Consider the following 16,823-nt stretch of genomic DNA (forward strand, 5'->3'; position numbering starts at 1 on the left):
AGTGCTAATGTTTTATTTAATGTGTTCATAATTAATATTCCTTCAATGTACTATCAAAAAATTTGTCTCAATACTGGTTTTCAATGCGAGTAAAGTCTTCCTTGTTATCCTTTATCATGGGTTCCCTGCCCACTTAGGTTGTCTTTGGCAACTCAGGATAAACTCAGTATTAGGTTATTAAGCTTTTGAAAACTCTTCTTTTGATAACTCACCGTTTTGGTCAGTATCAAGCTCTGCAAATGTTGTAGATGTAATACCACCCATTGATGCTTCTTGCTGGCTCAGAGCGCCATTCCCATCAACATCTAGCGTATCAAAATCGGTAGCAGCAAACGCCGCTGATGAAGATGCCAGTGCAATAAGTGCTAATGTTTTATTTAATGTGTTCATAATTAATATTCCTTCAATGTACTATCAAAAAATTTGTCTCAATACTGGTTTTCAATGCGAGTAAAGTCTTCCTTGTTATCCTTTATCATGGGTTCCTTGCCCACTTAGGTTGTCTTTGGCAACTCAGGATAAACTCAGTATTAAATTATTAAGCTTTTGAAAACTCTTCTTTTGATAACTCACCGTTTTGGTCAGTATCACGCTCTGCAAATCTATTTAAAAGCTCAGCATCTTCTGCGGCTTCAACTTGACTGATCACACCATTATCATCAACATCAAGGGTATCGAAGTCTAACGCCTCAAAAGCAAATGCTGCTGATGAAGAGGTTAATGCAATAAGTACTATCGCTTTATTTAGTATGTTCATTGGTTATCTCCTTTCACCTGAGATGATGAATAGTGTGTTACGAAGTCCTTTTCATTTTTCCCTGTCAAAAAGCGACATTAAGCTTTTGAAAACTCTGCTTTTGAAAGTTCGCCGTTACCGTCGGTATCAAGCTCTGCAAATTGGCTCATAAGCTCAGCATCAACTGAAGCTTCACTTTGGCTAATTGCGCCATTACCATCAACATCTAATGTGTCAAAGTCTGTTGCAGCAAATGCGGCTGAAGAAGATGCTAGAGCAATAAGTGCCAACGTTTTATTTAATGTGTTCATAATAAATATTCCTTCAATGTTTATGGTTTCGAACGATGTGCTAATCACATTTTCGTTCTGTACAACTAGACTATTACAACTTCGGTGCCACATTTAAAAAAACGTTTAAAATCAAATTATTAAAAATAAAATTTACTTTTGACTGGCTATTTACGGTGTTTTTTGTTGCTTTTTAGCAACACGTAAACCACCTATAAAATATAGTTTATAAAAATCAATTAATTAGGTTTAATAGAAAAGACACAGATCCGTACTTCCAGTGTTCGTATTTATATTTTTATAGGCAAGAAGAGTGACAGGCGCTGAAATTAACCAGCTGAAAATTAGCAACTGAAATAAATAAAAAATCTATGTTGCTGATAATTAATAACAATAAAAATAAATTTAGAGTTCTTTAAGGTGGGTTACGGTATATCCGCTATTTTGTCGCAAAACAGCGAATATGCACAAATTTACACCAGTGGCTCAAGCACTGAAAGGTCAATAAAGTGGTCTTTCATGAAAGTTTTCATCTCGTCTTCACTTGCCGTTAGTTGAATACCAAACTGGGCGCTAGTGGCATGGCTTTTAACACTGCATATTTGTCCGCTAAACTCAGTAACACCTTTATTGTTTTTATCGAGCATAATATGACACTGAGTATTCTTTAATTCACTGAGATCAGCTTTACTTTTTACATCAAACATTACCCCAGTTACTGAGATATCTTTAATAACTCCTTGCATCTCGCGTTCGTCATTAAACTTTATTTTTGCAGCTAATAATGTGGGAATACGAGTTTGTGATCGCAAACTAAATAATTGCACTTCAGTTGGGAAATTTAAATAAATAAGCCGTGCCGGGTGCGACGACACTGACATAACCTGCTGACGAAATGCTATAACTTGCCCGCCACCGGTTTCAAGCACCGCTCTGACGATCACCACAACACCATCTTTTAAATATTCACCCGCGTTACTTAAGCGCTTGGCTGATGGATAATTTAAAATCACAAAACGCTCATGCAATAAACCAACAAATTCAGTTTTAATTCGCTTACTGGCTGTGGGTGTTAATATTTCGACATCAACAATGCTACCAGCACTAATGTAGGCAAGGTTTTCTAAGTTTAATTGTTGTCTTGTTTTTGCCATTTCCTTTCCAACTATAAATAACCTTGTACAAGTGCTCGCTTTTATACAAACTAACCACGCCAGAAGGTCGGTGTAAACAACACTAATAAGGTGAATATCTCTAATCGCCCGAACACCATCGCAATGGTTAATAGCCATTTAGCGCCATCACTAATAGCGCCATAATGCGACGCAACATCCCCCAAACCAGGGCCGAGGTTATTTAAGCAAGCTGCGGTGGCTGAGAACGCCGTTATGTTATCCATACCGGTCCCCATTAACGCTAACATAATAATGACAAATACCAACGCATAAGCAGAGAAAAATCCCCATACGGCTTCAACTACTTTATCTGGTAATGCCTTACGACCAAGTTTAATAGAGTAAATAGCACGAGGATGCACTAACCGATTAAGCTCACGTATTCCTTGCAGATAAAGTAAAAACACTCGGACTACTTTCATACCGCCGCCAGTGGAACCTGCACAACCACCAATAAAGCTCGAAAATATCAGTAAAATAGGCAAGAATAAGGGCCATGCTGAAAAATTATCGGTGGCAAAACCCGCAGTAGTACTAATTGATACCGCTTGAAATAATGCCTGATCGAGCGTTTCGTCACCGTTTGCATATATGTTATTGGACGACAGTACCGTAAAACACACTATCACCAGCGCTAGTTGAATAAACAAAAACACTTTAAACTCAGGGTCGCGGATATACACTCTGAGATTTCGACTCGAAACAGCTGCGTAATGCAAGGTGAAATTAACGGCAGCGATGATTAGAAATATCACGCAAATAAAGTTGATTAATGGACTGTCAAAATGTCCCATAGAAGCATCGTAAGTAGAGAATCCGCCTATTGCAACAGTAGAAAATGAATGACAAATAGCATCAAACCAATTCATTCCGGCAGCCCAGTACGCTAAAGTACACGCGATAGTTAACGACACATAAATATACCAAAGATGTTTTGCGGTATCGGCAATACGTGGCGTCATTTTGGAATCTTTTACAGGCCCTGGAGTTTCAGCTCGATACAACTGCATACCACCAACGCCAAGCATGGGTAGCACTGCAACCGCTAATACGATTATCCCCATACCGCCTAACCATTGCAGTTGTTGGCGATAAAACAATACCGATTTAGGGAGATATTCAATGCCTGTTAACACTGTAGCACCGGTTGTAGTTAGCCCTGAAAACGCTTCGAATACCGCATCCGCTAATGATAAATTAGGTTCTTGTAAAAAAATCAGCGGTAAAGATGCGAATGCCCCTAGAACTAACCAAAATAGCACCACAATTAAAAAACCTTCGCGAGCTTTTAAATCTCCCTGCTCGCGTCTATTTGGATAGTATGCAAGTAAACCAATAATGACACTGAATATAAATGCGAGAACAAATGGCACGCCACCACCATCTTTATAAATGAGCGATACAATTGCCGGCGGCACCATAGTGATACTGAACAGTACAACCAGTTGGCCGAGAATTTTTATGATGGTACGAAATTGCATTGAGCTATCGCTTTTTTATTAAGTAATGATTAGTGCGTGAATGCTATTGTCTTACTCTTTAATACTTAACTCAACCGCGCCATGGCTCAAATCATAAATATCTTTTATGGCTTGTGTGGCTTGGCGGCTATCTATAGTAATAACCCATTCTATATTAGCAGTAAATTGCTTTTCTATGTTAAGTACTTGAAATTGCGTTTTTAGTAACTGCTCTATCGCTCCTTGCGCGCTGTAATCACTACAGCCCACCAGCTCAACACTAGGAACTTTTAATGTAGTTGTTAAATGTGCCAAGGCATTATTTAGCGAGCCGCCATATGCTCTGACTAACCCGCCAGTACCCAGCTTTATACCGCCAAAATAACGAGTAACTACCGCGGTGACTTCTCCAAGCCCAGATCCCATTAATACATTAAGCATAGGTTTGCCTGCAGTACCATTTGGTTCACCATCATCAGAGAAACCATAAACATGACTACCACCAGGATTACCTGCAACATGCGCCCAACAGTTATGACGAGCATCGCTATATTTACTTTCAATCTCACGGATAAACGCTTTTGCCGAGGCTAAATCTGGCGTATGAGCAATATGCACAATAAAGGTGCTTTTTTTTATTTCTTCTTGATGAAAAACGGTTGCTGCTGGGTACTTATATTCTGACATTCTTTGATAAACCCAAATAATGAAGCAAAAAATGGGGCCATATGGCCCCAACTTTTAACACCGGATGATTAATCTAATGCTAAATCACGGGTCATATTTTCTAAGCTATCTTCATGAACAATAATGTTGTCCTCGATGCGAATACCGCCAAATGGTTTAAACGCTTCAACCTTTTCCCAGTTAATAAACTGCTTGTTGTCTGTTTGCGTTAAATCACCAAGTAATGAATCGATAAAGTACAAACCAGGTTCAATCGTGAATACTTGGTTTTTCTCAATCAAGCGCGTACAACGCAAGAATGGATGACCTTCTGGTGGCGCTTGATGTGTACCCTTTTCATCAGCCATAAAACCACCCATATCGTGCACTTGTAAACCAAGATGATGGCCAAGCCCATGCGGAAAGAAAGTCGACGTAATACCGCGCTCAACGATCTCAGTGGCTGGTAACTTAACAATATTAAAATCACTAAGCACCTGAGCAATACGTTGATGGCAATCTAAGTGCAGTTCACCGTATAACAAACCTGGTTTCAGTGCTTTACCCAATGCAATTTGATGCTGTGTCATTGCGGCAATTAATTCGGCAAACTCGCCCGACTTTTTAAAATCATAAGTACGAGTTATATCTGCAGCATAGCCATTAAAATTAGCGCCAGCATCAATTAAGAACGAATGATGTGCTTTTGGGGCTTGAGGCTCAAAATGAGTGTAGTGCAAAATAGCGCAATTTTCGTTAAGCGCAACAATATTGCCATACGGCATTTCGTTTTCGCTTTGGCGAGTGGCCATTAAATACGCTTGCTGAATATCAAATTCAGAGCCACCGTTAAAAAAGGTATCACGCGCAGCTTTGTGGCCATCAACCGCAATACGATTAGCTTGGCGTAAGCATTCAAGTTCGTATTGAGTTTTATAAGCACGGTGGTAATTAAAGTAATTGAGCACCGGCTCTGGGTTCATAATGCTAAAGCCTAGCGCTTGAGCTACTTCTAGGTATTCACCGATATAAGCGTACTTCGCCTTATCGTATGGTAATAGTTTTTCAACTTGATCAGGCTGTAATAATAGCTCGATATCAAAGTAATCAGCCCAAAAATCTCGTGGCTCATCTGGTACTTTGTGCCAAAAATCGACAGGGCGATAAAAAATCAGTTTTGGTTTATCACTGCCATTCACAACAATCCAACAGTGTGGATTATCGATGACCGGTAACCAAGCTTTGAAATGCGGGTTGACTTTAAACGGATAATACATATCGTCTAAAAACTGACGTTTAGCTTGTCCTGAATGGATCACTAAACCTTCTAATCCTTCACGCTCAATAATAGTACGAGTACGCTGCTGCAGTGTTGCAATATGTTCGGCGTATAAAACGGCTAATTTATCCATAGAAAACCCATCTGTTAAATTTAACTTATTTTAAGTCTAACATAGACCCTGTTTAACCCCAATGCAGATGCGCTAAAGCACTTGTGCCTTAGCCACCCATCTTCATATCCAATATTGGTGCCAGTATGTTTCCTTCGCGCCCTAAACGCGTGTGATAAACCTGACGATAAGCAAACACATTTTTTACGTACTCCCGAGTTTCACGGTACGGGATAAGCTCAATCCATAATTCAGCAGGCATAGCTTCATTTGGTAACCACTTTTTGATTCTATGGTAACCAGCGTTATACGAGGCAGTTGCTAGTATTTCGTTGCCATGGTTTTTGTTTTTTAAATATTCTAAATACTCTGTGCCTAAACGTATATTTGTTTTCGGCTGATTTAAGCGACTTCCTGAAACAGTACTTTTATTGACATACTTCGCTGTACTTGGTAATAACTGCATTAAACCACGCGCATTGGCGTGAGAACGCGCATCAGGTGCAAAAGAGCTTTCACGGCGCGAAATAGCAATGCTCCAAGTAACATCTATATGATTACGTTTACTATAACGCTCAAATAAATCTTGAAAAGCAAATGGGAAACGTAACTCTACATAATCCCATGCCTTAATTTGCGCTAAAGTATAAATAGTACTGTCGTACCAATCTAATTCTGCTGCGAGTTTTGAAGCCGCGAGCTTTTCTCCATCGCTAGAAGTGCTTGTTAAATAATTCCATTCGCGACGAGCCGAAGTAAACCGCTCAAGTTCATACATCGCTTTAGCACGTTTAAAACCTGGGGCATTAGCGACCTCATGCATTAATTTATCGCTCACTAACAATGGTTGATTATTGAGTTCAATAGGTAACCCCAACCGCGCGGCAGCCAAAAAGCCATAATAGTCACGCTCTTTTGCGACTATTTGCCAAATAGCTTTAGCACGCTGTGTATCACCTCGTTGAGCTAAACTGTAGGCTAACCAATATTGCTGACCCAGACTGAGATTTTCTTTACCTGTAAAAAACGCAACGATGCCCGACCAATCCTGAGTTTTCAGCATATTGCCTAACTGCCATTGCATTAATTTACGATCTTGACGATCTTTGGGCACTTTACTCAACCAGAAACGTGCCTCAGGATGACCTCTTGATGCCAACGCTAAAGCAAAACTATAATACACATCAGCCTTTTGCTCGTCAGAATAGTTAAACATTTTGTCTAACTTTTCCCACGCCTTGAGCGCTAAGGTTTTATCTCGCCAAATTAAGCGTTTAATTCCATAGTGTGCAATTTCGCTTTCCTTAACTGTTTTATGCTTGTAACGATACATTCCTGCAACTGCACTGGGATCGCTGCGAACTTTTCGATAAAAGTCAGCCAAGTATTGCTCATTTTTTGGTAATAAAGTTTTTAAGTATGGCAATAAACTTTGCGAACCACCTTGTGCTGATAACGTAATACGTTGCCATATTTGCTCTTGGCTCATATAACCTTTTTTACGCCAAGTACTAAATAATAGGTCACATTCTTCAGGCTGTGATTTCCCAACAGTCCATAAATTTGTTACTTGTCTCATTATCGCTTGTTCTGGTGCCCCTAAATCAAGCTGATACTGCAGGTAAGTGCAAGTCAGTTCAGTATTTGTAGTCTCACGATAATTATTAATAAAAGCGGCTTTGCGGTTTTGCTTTTGCAAATTCTGCAGCCATGCTTTGCGCACCGGCCACTCTAAAGGCGTACTTTGGTAAATAGTTAAATAACGCTCTATTTCAGATTGGTGCTCAATATCGGGATGGCGCTGCCAATAGACTTGTTCCACATAAGGCTTTAATGGATGGTCTAGCTGTGCTGTTATTTCTTTAAACTCCTGATAACTAGCATATTTAACTTTTCTTTCAGCATCTAAAAATGCGTCATGTTCAGTATTAGCGTAGGCAGAAAATAAAGGAAATAATAATGCTGCTGCCGTTACACTTAAAAATTGTTTTTTCATGATGACCTTAAATATTCAAAGGTAAATAAAAGACAAACACTTCGCCTACACCTTAGCACCAAACAAGCTATATTTTAACCAGTAGTAAGGCACCACAGTAAATTTTTCGTTGCATTTTTAATTTAAAGCAAGCACACTGATTGAAATGCAAACTCATCGTACCAGTCTTAGTTCACTAACTAGGGAGAATAATAATGTTATATAAAAGCGATTCCTTTGAAGTTGCTTTCATCAAGGATAATATCGCCGAGTTCAAATTTTGTGTTGCAGGTTCTGTAAACACTTTGTCTCAGCAAACCTTGAAAGATTGCGCCTCTGCATTAAAAGAATTAGCCGCAAACAGTGATATCAAAGGCATGATTTTTACCAGTGATAAAGAACACTTTATTATTGGCGCCGATATTTTCGAATTTTTACCTACCTTTACTAAACCAGAAGCTGAATTAGTAACGTGGATCAAAGATGCCACTGATGTTTTTGACGCGCTAGAAGATTTACCATTCCCAACTTTAAGCGCTATCAATGGCTTAGCACTTGGTGGTGGTTGTGAGTGGGTACTTGCTACCGATTATCGTGTTGCTAGCACTGATGCTAAAATTGGCCTACCAGAAGTAAAACTTGGCATCATGCCTGGATTTGGCGGCACAGTTCGCTTACCACGCATTGTTGGTGCTGATAATGCGATGCTTTGGATCACCTCTGGTGCCGAAAACCGCGCAGCTGATGCTTTAAAAGTAGGTGCAGTTGATGCGGTAGTTAGTACTGACAAACTTATAGAGTCAGGAATTTCAACGCTTGAATTAGCAATCTCTGGAAAACTAGATTGGCAAGCTAAGCGACAAGTAAAATTACAACCACTTAAATTGAACCGTGTTGAGCAAGGTATGAGCTTTGCAATGGCAGAAGGTATGGTAATGGGTAAAACCAAAGGCCACTATCCTGCTCCTATTATGGCAGTTCGTACTATTAAAGCAGCAGCAAACTGTACTCGTGATGAAGCAATGGCGATTGAAAATGCCAACTTTGCTAAATTAGCACGCACTCCAGAAGCCGCAGCCCAAACGGGTATTTTCTTAGCAGATCAATACATCAAGGGGAAAGCGCGCAAACAAGCTAAAACCAGTGATGTAGTAATTAAACAAGCTGCAGTACTTGGTGCTGGTATTATGGGTGGCGGTATCGCTTACCAGTCAGCTTATAAAGGAACACCTATTATAATGAAAGACATCCAACAGGATGCGCTTGATTTAGGTATGGGTGAAGCATCTAAGCTATTAGGTCAAAAAGTTCAACGCGGCCATATGGCGATGGACAAAATGGTAGCAACGTTAGGTAAAATCAAACCAACTCTTAATGATAGCGATTTACAAAGCGCTGATATCATTGTTGAAGCAGTTGTTGAAAACCCTAAAGTTAAACAAGCCGTTTTAGCAGGTCTTGAAAAAGACATGCCTGCAGGCACTATCTTAACGTCTAACACATCAACTATTCGTATTGATGAATTAGCCACAGCTCTTGAAAAACCTGAAAATTTCTGTGGTATGCACTTCTTTAACCCAGTGCCAAAAATGCCACTGGTAGAAATTATTCGCGGTGAGAAAACTTCAGAGCAAACGATTAACGCCGTTGTTGATTACGCCTTAAAGTTAGGTAAATCACCTATCGTTGTTAACGATTGCCCAGGATTCTTTGTAAACCGTGTATTATTCCCATACTTTGCCGGCTTTAGTAAGTTAGTTGTTGAAGGCGCTGATTTTGCCAAAGTAGATAAAGTAATGGAAAACGTATTTGGCTGGCCTATGGGTCCTGCATACTTACTTGATGTTGTCGGTATTGATACGGCTTACCACTGTACTGGCGTGATGGCAGATGGTTTCCCTGAGCGCATGTCACGTGCCGAAAAAGATCCGGTAACAATATTCGCTAACGAAAAGCGTTTTGGTCAAAAGAACAAAGCGGGTTTCTACCAGTATGCTCCGGATCGTCGCGGTCGCTTGAAAAAAGCTCAAGATCCACAAGCAGTTGAGCTACTTAGTGCAATCACTGATGCACCGAAAGAGTTTGATAAACAAGAAATTATCGACCGTTGTATGATACCTATGATCAACGAAGTGCTACTGTGTTTACAAGAAAACATTGTTGCTTCTCCACAAGAAGCTGATATGGCACTTATTTACGGTATTGGTTTCCCTCCATTTAGAGGCGGCGCGTTCCGTTACTTAGATCAAACTGGACTAGCTAACTTTGTTGCAACAGCTGACAAATACGCTCATCTAGGTGCGATTTACCAAGTATCTGAACAAACTCGCAAATGGGCTGAAGAAGGCCGTATTTTCTATAAGGTGGAAGGATAAGACCATGAATACTCCAGTAATTGTAGATTGTATCCGCACGCCAATGGGCCGTTCAAAAAACGGTGTATTTAAACATAAGCGTGCCGAAGATTTAAGCGCCCACCTAATGAAGGGCTTACTTGATCGCAACCCAGCCGTTGATCCAGCATCGATTGACGATATCTATTGGGGTTGTGTACAACAAACTTTAGAGCAAGGTTTTAACGTTGCTCGTAATGCCGCATTACTTGCCGGCATTCCTCACACAGTGCCAGCGGTAACAGTAAACCGCTTATGTGGATCATCAATGCAAGCATTACACGATGCTGCTCGCGCAATCATGACTGGCGCTGGTGATACCTACATCATTGGTGGTGTTGAGCACATGGGTCATGTGCCAATGACCCACGGTAACGACTTTCACCCAGGCTTAGCAACTTCAATTGCACAAGCATCTGGCTCAATGGGCTTAACCGCAGAGTACCTTGCAACTATTCACGGTATTACCCGTGAGCAGCAAGACCAATTTGCATACCGCTCACATCAACGAGCTCATGCAGCAACGGTTGAAGGACGTTTCCGCCGCGAAATCCTCGCAATGGAAGGTCATGACGCAGATGGTTCACTGATTTTAGTTGAAGATGACGAAGTAATTCGTCCAGAAACAACGGTAGAAGGCTTATCACAGCTTCGCCCAGTATTTAACCCTGCATCAGGCTCAGTCACTGCCGGTACGTCTTCAGCTCTTTCTGACGGCGCATCTGCTATGTTAGTAATGAGCGAAGAAAAAGCCAAAGCTTTAGGCTTACCAATTCGTGCACGTGTTAAAGCCATGGCGGTTGCAGGTTGCGATCCATCAATCATGGGTTACGGCCCAGTACCAGCAAGTAAAAAAGCATTAGCACAAGCCGGTATCACTATTGATGATATCGATGTTGCTGAGCTTAACGAAGCATTCGCAGCACAGTCACTACCAGTATTAAAAGACCTAGGTCTTGCTGATGTAGTTGATGAAAAAGTGAATTTAAACGGCGGTGCTATTGCTCTGGGTCATCCTTTAGGTTGTTCTGGTTCACGTATCAGCACCTCACTTATTCACTTAATGGAAGATAAAAACGCAAAATATGGTTTAGCAACTATGTGCATTGGTTTAGGCCAAGGCATCGCAACTGTATTTGAACGTGTGCAAGATTAATAAAATGTATTAAGTAATACCTTGGTGATAAAAAGCCGCGTTGATTAAATCAACGCGGCTTTTTTATAATTAATTTTTTGCAGCTAAGTTATGTCGCTTTATAAGCACAAGTGAAGTGACTTTATTTATCAGGCTGAGGTCGTTAAACTAGCAGCCTTAAATTAATCGTTAAGCGCTAAATAAACAGTAAAGGTTATGCAATGAGTTTTGAGAATCCCGATCACCAATTAGATGCCATTGGCCTACGCTGTCCGGAGCCTGTAATGATGATCAGAAGCGCGGTACGTAAAATGGAAAATGGCGAAACTTTATTAATTATTGCCGACGATCCATCAACCACCCGTGATATCCCCAGCTTTTGTATGTTTATGGATCATACACTGTTAGAAAAAGAAGTAGATGCCATACCGTATCGATATTTAGTTAAAAAAGGGCTATAAATCAATAATTAACCCTAATTAAAACATTCATTAATCCCAGTAAAAGTTTAATTTCAACTGCCACTGAAACTCTGTTGCATGTTTATAACCAAATCGTATGTCGAAATCTTGATTGATAGGCACTGATAGCTCGATGTTCGTTGCAATACCGCTTAACTGTTGGTGATAAAACTTCTCAATTGATGTTCTTAGTTTTAAATTAGAAGTTACAGTCGTTAAAAATCCTAGCTCTATTGAAGTATCCAGCCATTGTTGGGTGCTTTGTAATTCACCAGCATAACCATTAATCATACCGTACACTAGCGACTGATTAGCATTTAATAACCATGACTTTCCAACTCCTGCCATGGCAAATGTACTTGAGCAACTAAAGCACTGACTGCGATTTCTTTCATAACCTACATTTATCTGCCATGCCCAACCGCCTTCATTTGGCCACTGACTATAGGCTGGGTTAAATGATTCTAGATCTAAAAGATGTAATTTTTCTAGATATAACTGCGAATCAAATAAAGCAACCTCAACATCCAACATCTCTAAATTAGAGTAAGGAACTCTGGCAATATCAGAAGCTAATGAATCAAAATAACTCAATCTGAAACCTAAATTTAGGCTTTGTTCATTTTTATACACAGTCGAAGAGATAGATATATTTGAGGGTTTCTGAGCTGAATGCGGTGCATATTTATCATAATTAATAAAAGAGGTTTCTTTACCTGGAGGTAGGACTAAACGAGCTTTAATAAGAGCTTTTTTTAACTTTTCAATGTGTTCAACATCATATTTTTTTATTTGCTGCAACTGAACAAACTCAAAAAGAGTTTCAATAATTCGTTTTTTAGTTACCACATCTAGATTTGTAAATGTCGGCTCAAAAAGTATATTTTGCGAATGATAAATAGCTAAAGCCAGCTTAGAGTCTTTTACTGAAAGATTGTTTTCATATTGATGAAAAACACTACTTCTTGAAGCAGTAAACTCAATCTGCTTTACTAGCTTTTCGTTATTATATTGAGCACTATTTAAGCGAGAAAAAATAGTCGCAGGAATAACCCAAGGCGAAAGCTCATTCGTTAACTGCTCACCTATAATTAATTCAACAACCCTTGCGATATGAAATGCACAGTTTTCATCCGCAAAATAGTAAGAATACTTAGCCCCCATAATTTCCCATAAATGATTAGTTAAAAAGAGGACGTCTTCTTGGCTAAAGTTAAGCTTATATTCCCATATATCTCTCAGCTCTATTTCACCATAGTTATGTTGATGACGGTAAAATAGTTGATCAGAAAAACCAGCCTCGTAACCGCCAAATAACCCTTTCGTAATATAGACCAAACCGTTTTCATTATCAGGAACTAGTGCCCCATAATTTAAGCTGTAATCTAGTAACTTATTGTGCTCTGGCGTTGATCTATTTAGCTTTAAAAGCATATGGCCATAAAGCGAAGCCGGATTACTCATATACCCTGAAGCAAAGACTAAACTTACAGAGTGAATCGGTTGTTTATCTCTCCACTCTATAAGTTCGGTGCATTCAACCTTTGGCTCTGAGAATTCAAGCCCTTGTGATAGTAACCACTGATATCTAGCAGGATACTTGCATTGCATTTGTGCGTCTTTATTAAATGCATCAATCGTTGCTTTTAACTCGGATGAAGGGTTATTTTTGCCATTTTTTGAGATAAAAAATGAATCACTCTCAATATAACTTTGAGGAGATGATGCGTTTTTATAATGCCCTAATTTCAACCAGGTTGGATGCTCGGAAAGTGAGCTAGATGAATAAGATGAAAACGTAGCAAACAGTGCTAGTGCTGGTAAGTATTTGATTGTAGTCATAAGTATGAGTAGGTGCTGACACCTACTCTATTAACAGTTAAATAACTGGGCAAGTAGCTGCAAACTGTGTAGTCACTTTGCTTTCAACAATTGCATATAATGCTTGAGGATTTTGAGCAGGTTTAGTCGCAAAATCGTTACGGATAGCATTTACAATTTGACCATGAGAACTAGCGTCACAACCACGTACATTTAGCATTGCAGTAACATACTCACCTTCACCTTCAGCAATTTCTTGCTCAAGTACAGGGAATGTTTGTTGAATAAATAGAGCTGTTTTTGCACCTGCGCCTTCACAGCTACCAACAGATGATATATTTGAAGATACTGCTGTAGTACCTAAATCCCAAATAATATTTGAAATTGCTGCTGCGGTTCCATTCTCTGGAAATACCATTGCGCCGATACCACAATCCTGCCAAGGGTTAAGACCCTCTTTAGCCTGTAATGGAGCGGCTATAAAAGCCCCCGCTAAAACAACTGCTGTTACTGTAGTTTTTAACATCTGTAATCCTATTTTAATTTTTTTTATTCATATTAACGATCCAAGTATATTATGATTATATTTGGCGCTTTAGAGGTTTTAAATTATTTTTGATATAGTACTCAAAAATAATTGACTTCGATTATTACAAAAAATCTGTACCAATTTTAACAGGGTGTTATTACTTCTGTAAATATAATCAGACATTATAATGGCAATATTTACCCTGTAGCTCTATTTTTTAGTTATTGTTACTTTTGGCTGATCGTTATTATGATAATCGATGCTAACGATGTAGCTGCCTTTAATTGCAGGAGTGAAGCTAAAATAATTATAAGTAGTGTCACAATCGGCAACAACGCTTTGCCCTAACGTCAGAGATTGACCGGTTGGATCTTGTTCACTGAACCCACAGTTATAACCTGCGCTCCACTCCATATCAGCGATTTTAAACTCATACACTTTACCCGGTGTTGAAAACTTTACTTGTGCTTGATAAAGCGCAGGCGCGACTTGAGTAAATTCATATTGCGTTTCTGCATCCCATAAATTGAAGTCGCCGCGTAGGTACATTGTACGGTCAAGTTCTTGGCCTGGCAGTACATCGCTAAGATCTGGCATTTGTATTTGGCTCGAACAAGCACTCAGTAAAGCAACTAGAGCCACTGTTAATATACGTTTCATAGGTATTCCCTCTAATACTAAAAAGCCAGCATAGCTGCTGGCTTTTTAAGCGAAGCTGAATTTATTTCTGTAATACAGAAATATCAGCAATATCTAAAAATAGACCACTCAGTTGACTTAGTAATGCTAAACGGTTTTGCTTAACGGCTTCATCGTCTGCCATTACCATCACGTTGTCGAAGAAGTTATCAACACTTTCACGAATACCCGCAAGTTGGGCAAGCGCTTCTTGATAGTCGCCAGCCGCGTATAACGGCGCTAATTCAGTGGCAAACTTAGCAACTTGTGCCGCTAATGCCTTTTCGGCATCATCGCTTAATAAGCTCTCATCAACAGTGCCTTGCGTTGTAATGTCATTTTTAGCCAGAATATTACTTACCCGTTTATTAGCTGCTGCAAGCGCTTCTGCGGCGTCTAATGTACGGAAGTGACTTACCGCTTTAACACGACGGTCAAAATCAACAGGCTTAGTTGGGCGACGTACTAGTACAGCTTGAATAACGTCTACTTCAATACCTTCATCTTGATACCATGCACGAAAACGCCCTAGCATAAATTCAAACACATCGGCTGATACATTTAAGTTAGTTAGCTTGTCGCCAAACAGGGTTTGTGATTTTGCGACTAGATCTAAAATATCAAGTGGTAGTTCTTTTTCTACCATGATACGCAGCGCACCAATGGCTGCACGACGAAGCGCAAACGGATCTTTATCACCTTTTGGTGCTTGGCCAATACCAAAAATACCTACCAGTGTATCGAACTTATCGGCAATCGCTACCGCGCAGCTAATTAAGTTTGTAGGTAAATTATCACCGGCAAAACGCGGCATGTATTGCTCGTTTTGGGCAATGGCAACATCTTCGGCTTCACCGTCATGGCGTGCATAGTGCATCCCCATCACACCTTGTACGTCAGTAAACTCCATCACCATTTCGGTCATTAGATCGGTTTTACTTAATAAACCAGCACGCTTAGCAAGTGTTTTATCGGCACCTAATTGCTCAGCAATGTAACCAGCAAGTTCACTAATACGCTCTGACTTATCTTTAAGCGTACCCAATTGCTGTTGGAACAATACGCTATTAAGTGATTCTAAACGGCTTTCAAGAGTTTTCTTTTTATCTGTTTCAAAGAAGAACTGCGCATCAGCTAAACGCGGGCGCACTACTTTCTCGTTACCAGCAATAACTACGCTTGGGTTTTTACTTTCGATGTTTGAAACAAACAAAAACTTATTAAGTAGCTTGCCGTCTTGATCAAGTAATGGGAAGTATTTTTGATCGTCTTTCATAGTGTAGATCAGCGCTTCGGCTGGTACATCTAAAAACGCTTCTTCAAATGTTGCAGTAAGAGTTACTGGCCATTCAACCAATGAAGTTACTTCTTCAAGTAAATCTTCATCCATAGCTACTACTGCATTAACGGCTGTTGCTGCAGCTTCGATTTGGCTACGAATTTGTGCTTTACGCTGCTGGTAATCAGCAACAACATGTGCAGACTTAAGCACCTCAAAAACATCATCAGCGTGTTTGATTGTGATTTTTTCTGGATGATGAAAACGATGGCCTTGCAGTTGGTTACCCACTGCTTTACCAAGGACTTCGCCTTCAATTAGCTGTTCGCCAAACAAAATAGTTGCGGTATGAACAGGACGAATAAATTGTGTTTTATTCGCCCCCCAACGCATTGGTTTAGGAATAGGAAGTTTAGCTAACGCTTTATTTACCGCATCAGCCATCAAGGCTGTGGTTTCTTTGCCTGCTACTTTAGCAATGTGTAACAACCATGCACCTTTATCGGTCTCGAGTGTTTGCGCTTCACTTACTTCAATACCACAACCACGAGCCCAACCCATTGCAGCTTTGGTCGGCTTGCCATCGGCATCAAATGCAGCCTTCGTTGCTGGACCACGTTTTTCTACTTCTTTGTCTTGTTGCTGAGCTTCAAGTGCTGTTACTTGTAAACCTAAGCGACGAGGAGATGCATACCAGCTTACGCCTTGGTGATTAAGCTCTAGACTCTCAAGCTCTGCAGTCAGATTTGCAGCAAATGCTTCGGCAAGTTTACGCAATGATTTTGGTGGCAACTCTTCGGTGCCAATTTCTACTAATAAATTTTGTGCTGACAT

15 protein-coding genes are annotated in these 16,823 nt (G+C 40.0%); 3 read left to right on the forward strand and 12 right to left on the reverse strand.

What is annotated here, in order from left to right; all coding sequences use genetic code 11:
• Positions 1–177: 177 nt before the first annotated feature.
• The 8 genes from H5203_RS11490 to H5203_RS11525 form a co-directional block, all read right to left on the reverse strand.
• Positions 178–390, reverse strand: coding sequence for a calmodulin (locus tag H5203_RS11490; RefSeq protein WP_145241752.1), 213 nt, complete (start codon positions 388–390; stop codon positions 178–180).
• 148 nt (positions 391–538) lie between these two features.
• Positions 539–757: a calmodulin gene (locus H5203_RS11495; protein ID WP_182819745.1), complete on the reverse strand. Its 219-nt coding sequence runs from the start codon at positions 755–757 to the stop codon at positions 539–541.
• A gap of 77 nt (positions 758–834) precedes the next feature.
• Entirely contained in the window at positions 835–1,047 is a 213-nt protein-coding gene (locus H5203_RS11500; protein WP_145241748.1) for a calmodulin, read from the reverse strand.
• 452 nt (positions 1,048–1,499) lie between these two features.
• Positions 1,500–2,180, reverse strand: a complete 681-nt coding sequence (locus H5203_RS11505) for a flagellar brake protein (RefSeq protein WP_149983181.1) — start codon at positions 2,178–2,180, stop codon at positions 1,500–1,502.
• Between the two features lie 50 nt (positions 2,181–2,230).
• Positions 2,231–3,682, reverse strand: coding sequence for a TrkH family potassium uptake protein (locus H5203_RS11510; protein WP_145241744.1), 1,452 nt, complete (start codon positions 3,680–3,682; stop codon positions 2,231–2,233).
• A gap of 51 nt (positions 3,683–3,733) precedes the next feature.
• Positions 3,734–4,348, reverse strand: a complete 615-nt coding sequence (locus tag H5203_RS11515) for a YigZ family protein (protein WP_149983180.1) — start codon at positions 4,346–4,348, stop codon at positions 3,734–3,736.
• A 68-nt stretch (positions 4,349–4,416) separates the two neighbouring features.
• Positions 4,417–5,739 carry a Xaa-Pro dipeptidase gene (gene pepQ, locus H5203_RS11520; RefSeq protein ID WP_145241740.1) on the reverse strand — a complete coding sequence of 441 codons (1,323 nt, stop codon included), beginning with the start codon at positions 5,737–5,739 and terminating at the stop codon, positions 4,417–4,419.
• Between the two features lie 88 nt (positions 5,740–5,827).
• Positions 5,828–7,714 (reverse strand): transglycosylase SLT domain-containing protein, encoded by a 1,887-nt coding sequence (locus H5203_RS11525; protein ID WP_182735378.1) that lies wholly within the window; start codon positions 7,712–7,714, stop codon positions 5,828–5,830.
• Between the two features lie 194 nt (positions 7,715–7,908).
• Between H5203_RS11525 and fadB the strand changes: the two genes are divergently transcribed.
• The 3 genes from fadB (at position 7,909) to tusA (ending at position 11,682) form a co-directional block, all read left to right on the forward strand.
• Positions 7,909–10,068 (forward strand): fatty acid oxidation complex subunit alpha FadB, encoded by a 2,160-nt coding sequence (gene fadB / locus H5203_RS11530; protein ID WP_145241736.1) that lies wholly within the window; start codon positions 7,909–7,911, stop codon positions 10,066–10,068.
• 4 nt (positions 10,069–10,072) lie between these two features.
• Entirely contained in the window at positions 10,073–11,242 is a 1,170-nt protein-coding gene (fadA, locus tag H5203_RS11535; protein ID WP_145241734.1) for an acetyl-CoA C-acyltransferase FadA, read from the forward strand.
• A 200-nt stretch (positions 11,243–11,442) separates the two neighbouring features.
• Positions 11,443–11,682, forward strand: a complete 240-nt coding sequence (tusA, locus tag H5203_RS11540) for a sulfurtransferase TusA (RefSeq protein ID WP_182731931.1) — start codon at positions 11,443–11,445, stop codon at positions 11,680–11,682.
• Positions 11,683–11,712: 30 nt separating this feature from the next.
• Here tusA and H5203_RS11545 read toward each other — a convergent pair whose 3' ends face one another.
• The 4 genes from H5203_RS11545 to glyS all read right to left on the reverse strand — a co-directional run bounded on the left by H5203_RS11545 (position 11,713) and on the right by glyS (position 16,823).
• Positions 11,713–13,524 carry a DUF4105 domain-containing protein gene (locus H5203_RS11545; RefSeq protein WP_145241730.1) on the reverse strand — a complete coding sequence of 604 codons (1,812 nt, stop codon included), beginning with the start codon at positions 13,522–13,524 and terminating at the stop codon, positions 11,713–11,715.
• Between the two features lie 37 nt (positions 13,525–13,561).
• The gene (locus H5203_RS11550) at positions 13,562–14,029 is read right to left on the reverse strand and encodes a DUF3015 family protein (protein WP_182731929.1); all 468 of its coding nucleotides are present in this window, start codon (positions 14,027–14,029) and stop codon (positions 13,562–13,564) included.
• Between the two features lie 213 nt (positions 14,030–14,242).
• Entirely contained in the window at positions 14,243–14,692 is a 450-nt protein-coding gene (locus tag H5203_RS11555) for a hypothetical protein (RefSeq protein ID WP_182735381.1), read from the reverse strand.
• A 61-nt stretch (positions 14,693–14,753) separates the two neighbouring features.
• Complete coding sequence (gene glyS, locus H5203_RS11560) at positions 14,754–16,823, reverse strand: glycine--tRNA ligase subunit beta (protein ID WP_182758891.1); 2,070 nt, start codon at positions 16,821–16,823, stop codon at positions 14,754–14,756.

Source organism: Pseudoalteromonas sp. SG41-1, assembly GCF_014164575.1.
Taxonomy (GTDB): Bacteria; Pseudomonadota; Gammaproteobacteria; order Enterobacterales; family Alteromonadaceae; genus Pseudoalteromonas; species Pseudoalteromonas rhizosphaerae.

Excerpts from the sequence above, each read along its gene's own strand:
- H5203_RS11490 (WP_145241752.1), bottom strand. The coding sequence starts at position 390 with ATGAACACATTAAATAAAACATTAGCACTTATTGCACTGGCATCTTCA.
- H5203_RS11495 (WP_182819745.1), bottom strand. The coding sequence starts at position 757 with ATGAACATACTAAATAAAGCGATAGTACTTATTGCATTAACCTCTTCA.
- H5203_RS11500 (WP_145241748.1), bottom strand. The coding sequence starts at position 1,047 with ATGAACACATTAAATAAAACGTTGGCACTTATTGCTCTAGCATCTTCT.
- H5203_RS11505 (WP_149983181.1), bottom strand. The coding sequence starts at position 2,180 with ATGGCAAAAACAAGACAACAATTAAACTTAGAAAACCTTGCCTACATT.
- H5203_RS11510 (WP_145241744.1), bottom strand. The coding sequence starts at position 3,682 with ATGCAATTTCGTACCATCATAAAAATTCTCGGCCAACTGGTTGTACTG.
- H5203_RS11515 (WP_149983180.1), bottom strand. The coding sequence starts at position 4,348 with ATGTCAGAATATAAGTACCCAGCAGCAACCGTTTTTCATCAAGAAGAA.
- pepQ (WP_145241740.1), bottom strand. The coding sequence starts at position 5,739 with ATGGATAAATTAGCCGTTTTATACGCCGAACATATTGCAACACTGCAG.
- H5203_RS11525 (WP_182735378.1), bottom strand. The coding sequence starts at position 7,714 with ATGAAAAAACAATTTTTAAGTGTAACGGCAGCAGCATTATTATTTCCT.
- fadB (WP_145241736.1), top strand. The coding sequence starts at position 7,909 with ATGTTATATAAAAGCGATTCCTTTGAAGTTGCTTTCATCAAGGATAAT.
- fadA (WP_145241734.1), top strand. The coding sequence starts at position 10,073 with ATGAATACTCCAGTAATTGTAGATTGTATCCGCACGCCAATGGGCCGT.
- tusA (WP_182731931.1), top strand. The coding sequence starts at position 11,443 with ATGAGTTTTGAGAATCCCGATCACCAATTAGATGCCATTGGCCTACGC.
- H5203_RS11545 (WP_145241730.1), bottom strand. The coding sequence starts at position 13,524 with ATGACTACAATCAAATACTTACCAGCACTAGCACTGTTTGCTACGTTT.
- H5203_RS11550 (WP_182731929.1), bottom strand. The coding sequence starts at position 14,029 with ATGTTAAAAACTACAGTAACAGCAGTTGTTTTAGCGGGGGCTTTTATA.
- H5203_RS11555 (WP_182735381.1), bottom strand. The coding sequence starts at position 14,692 with ATGAAACGTATATTAACAGTGGCTCTAGTTGCTTTACTGAGTGCTTGT.
- glyS (WP_182758891.1), bottom strand. The coding sequence starts at position 16,823 with ATGTCAGCACAAAATTTATTAGTAGAAATTGGCACCGAAGAGTTGCCA.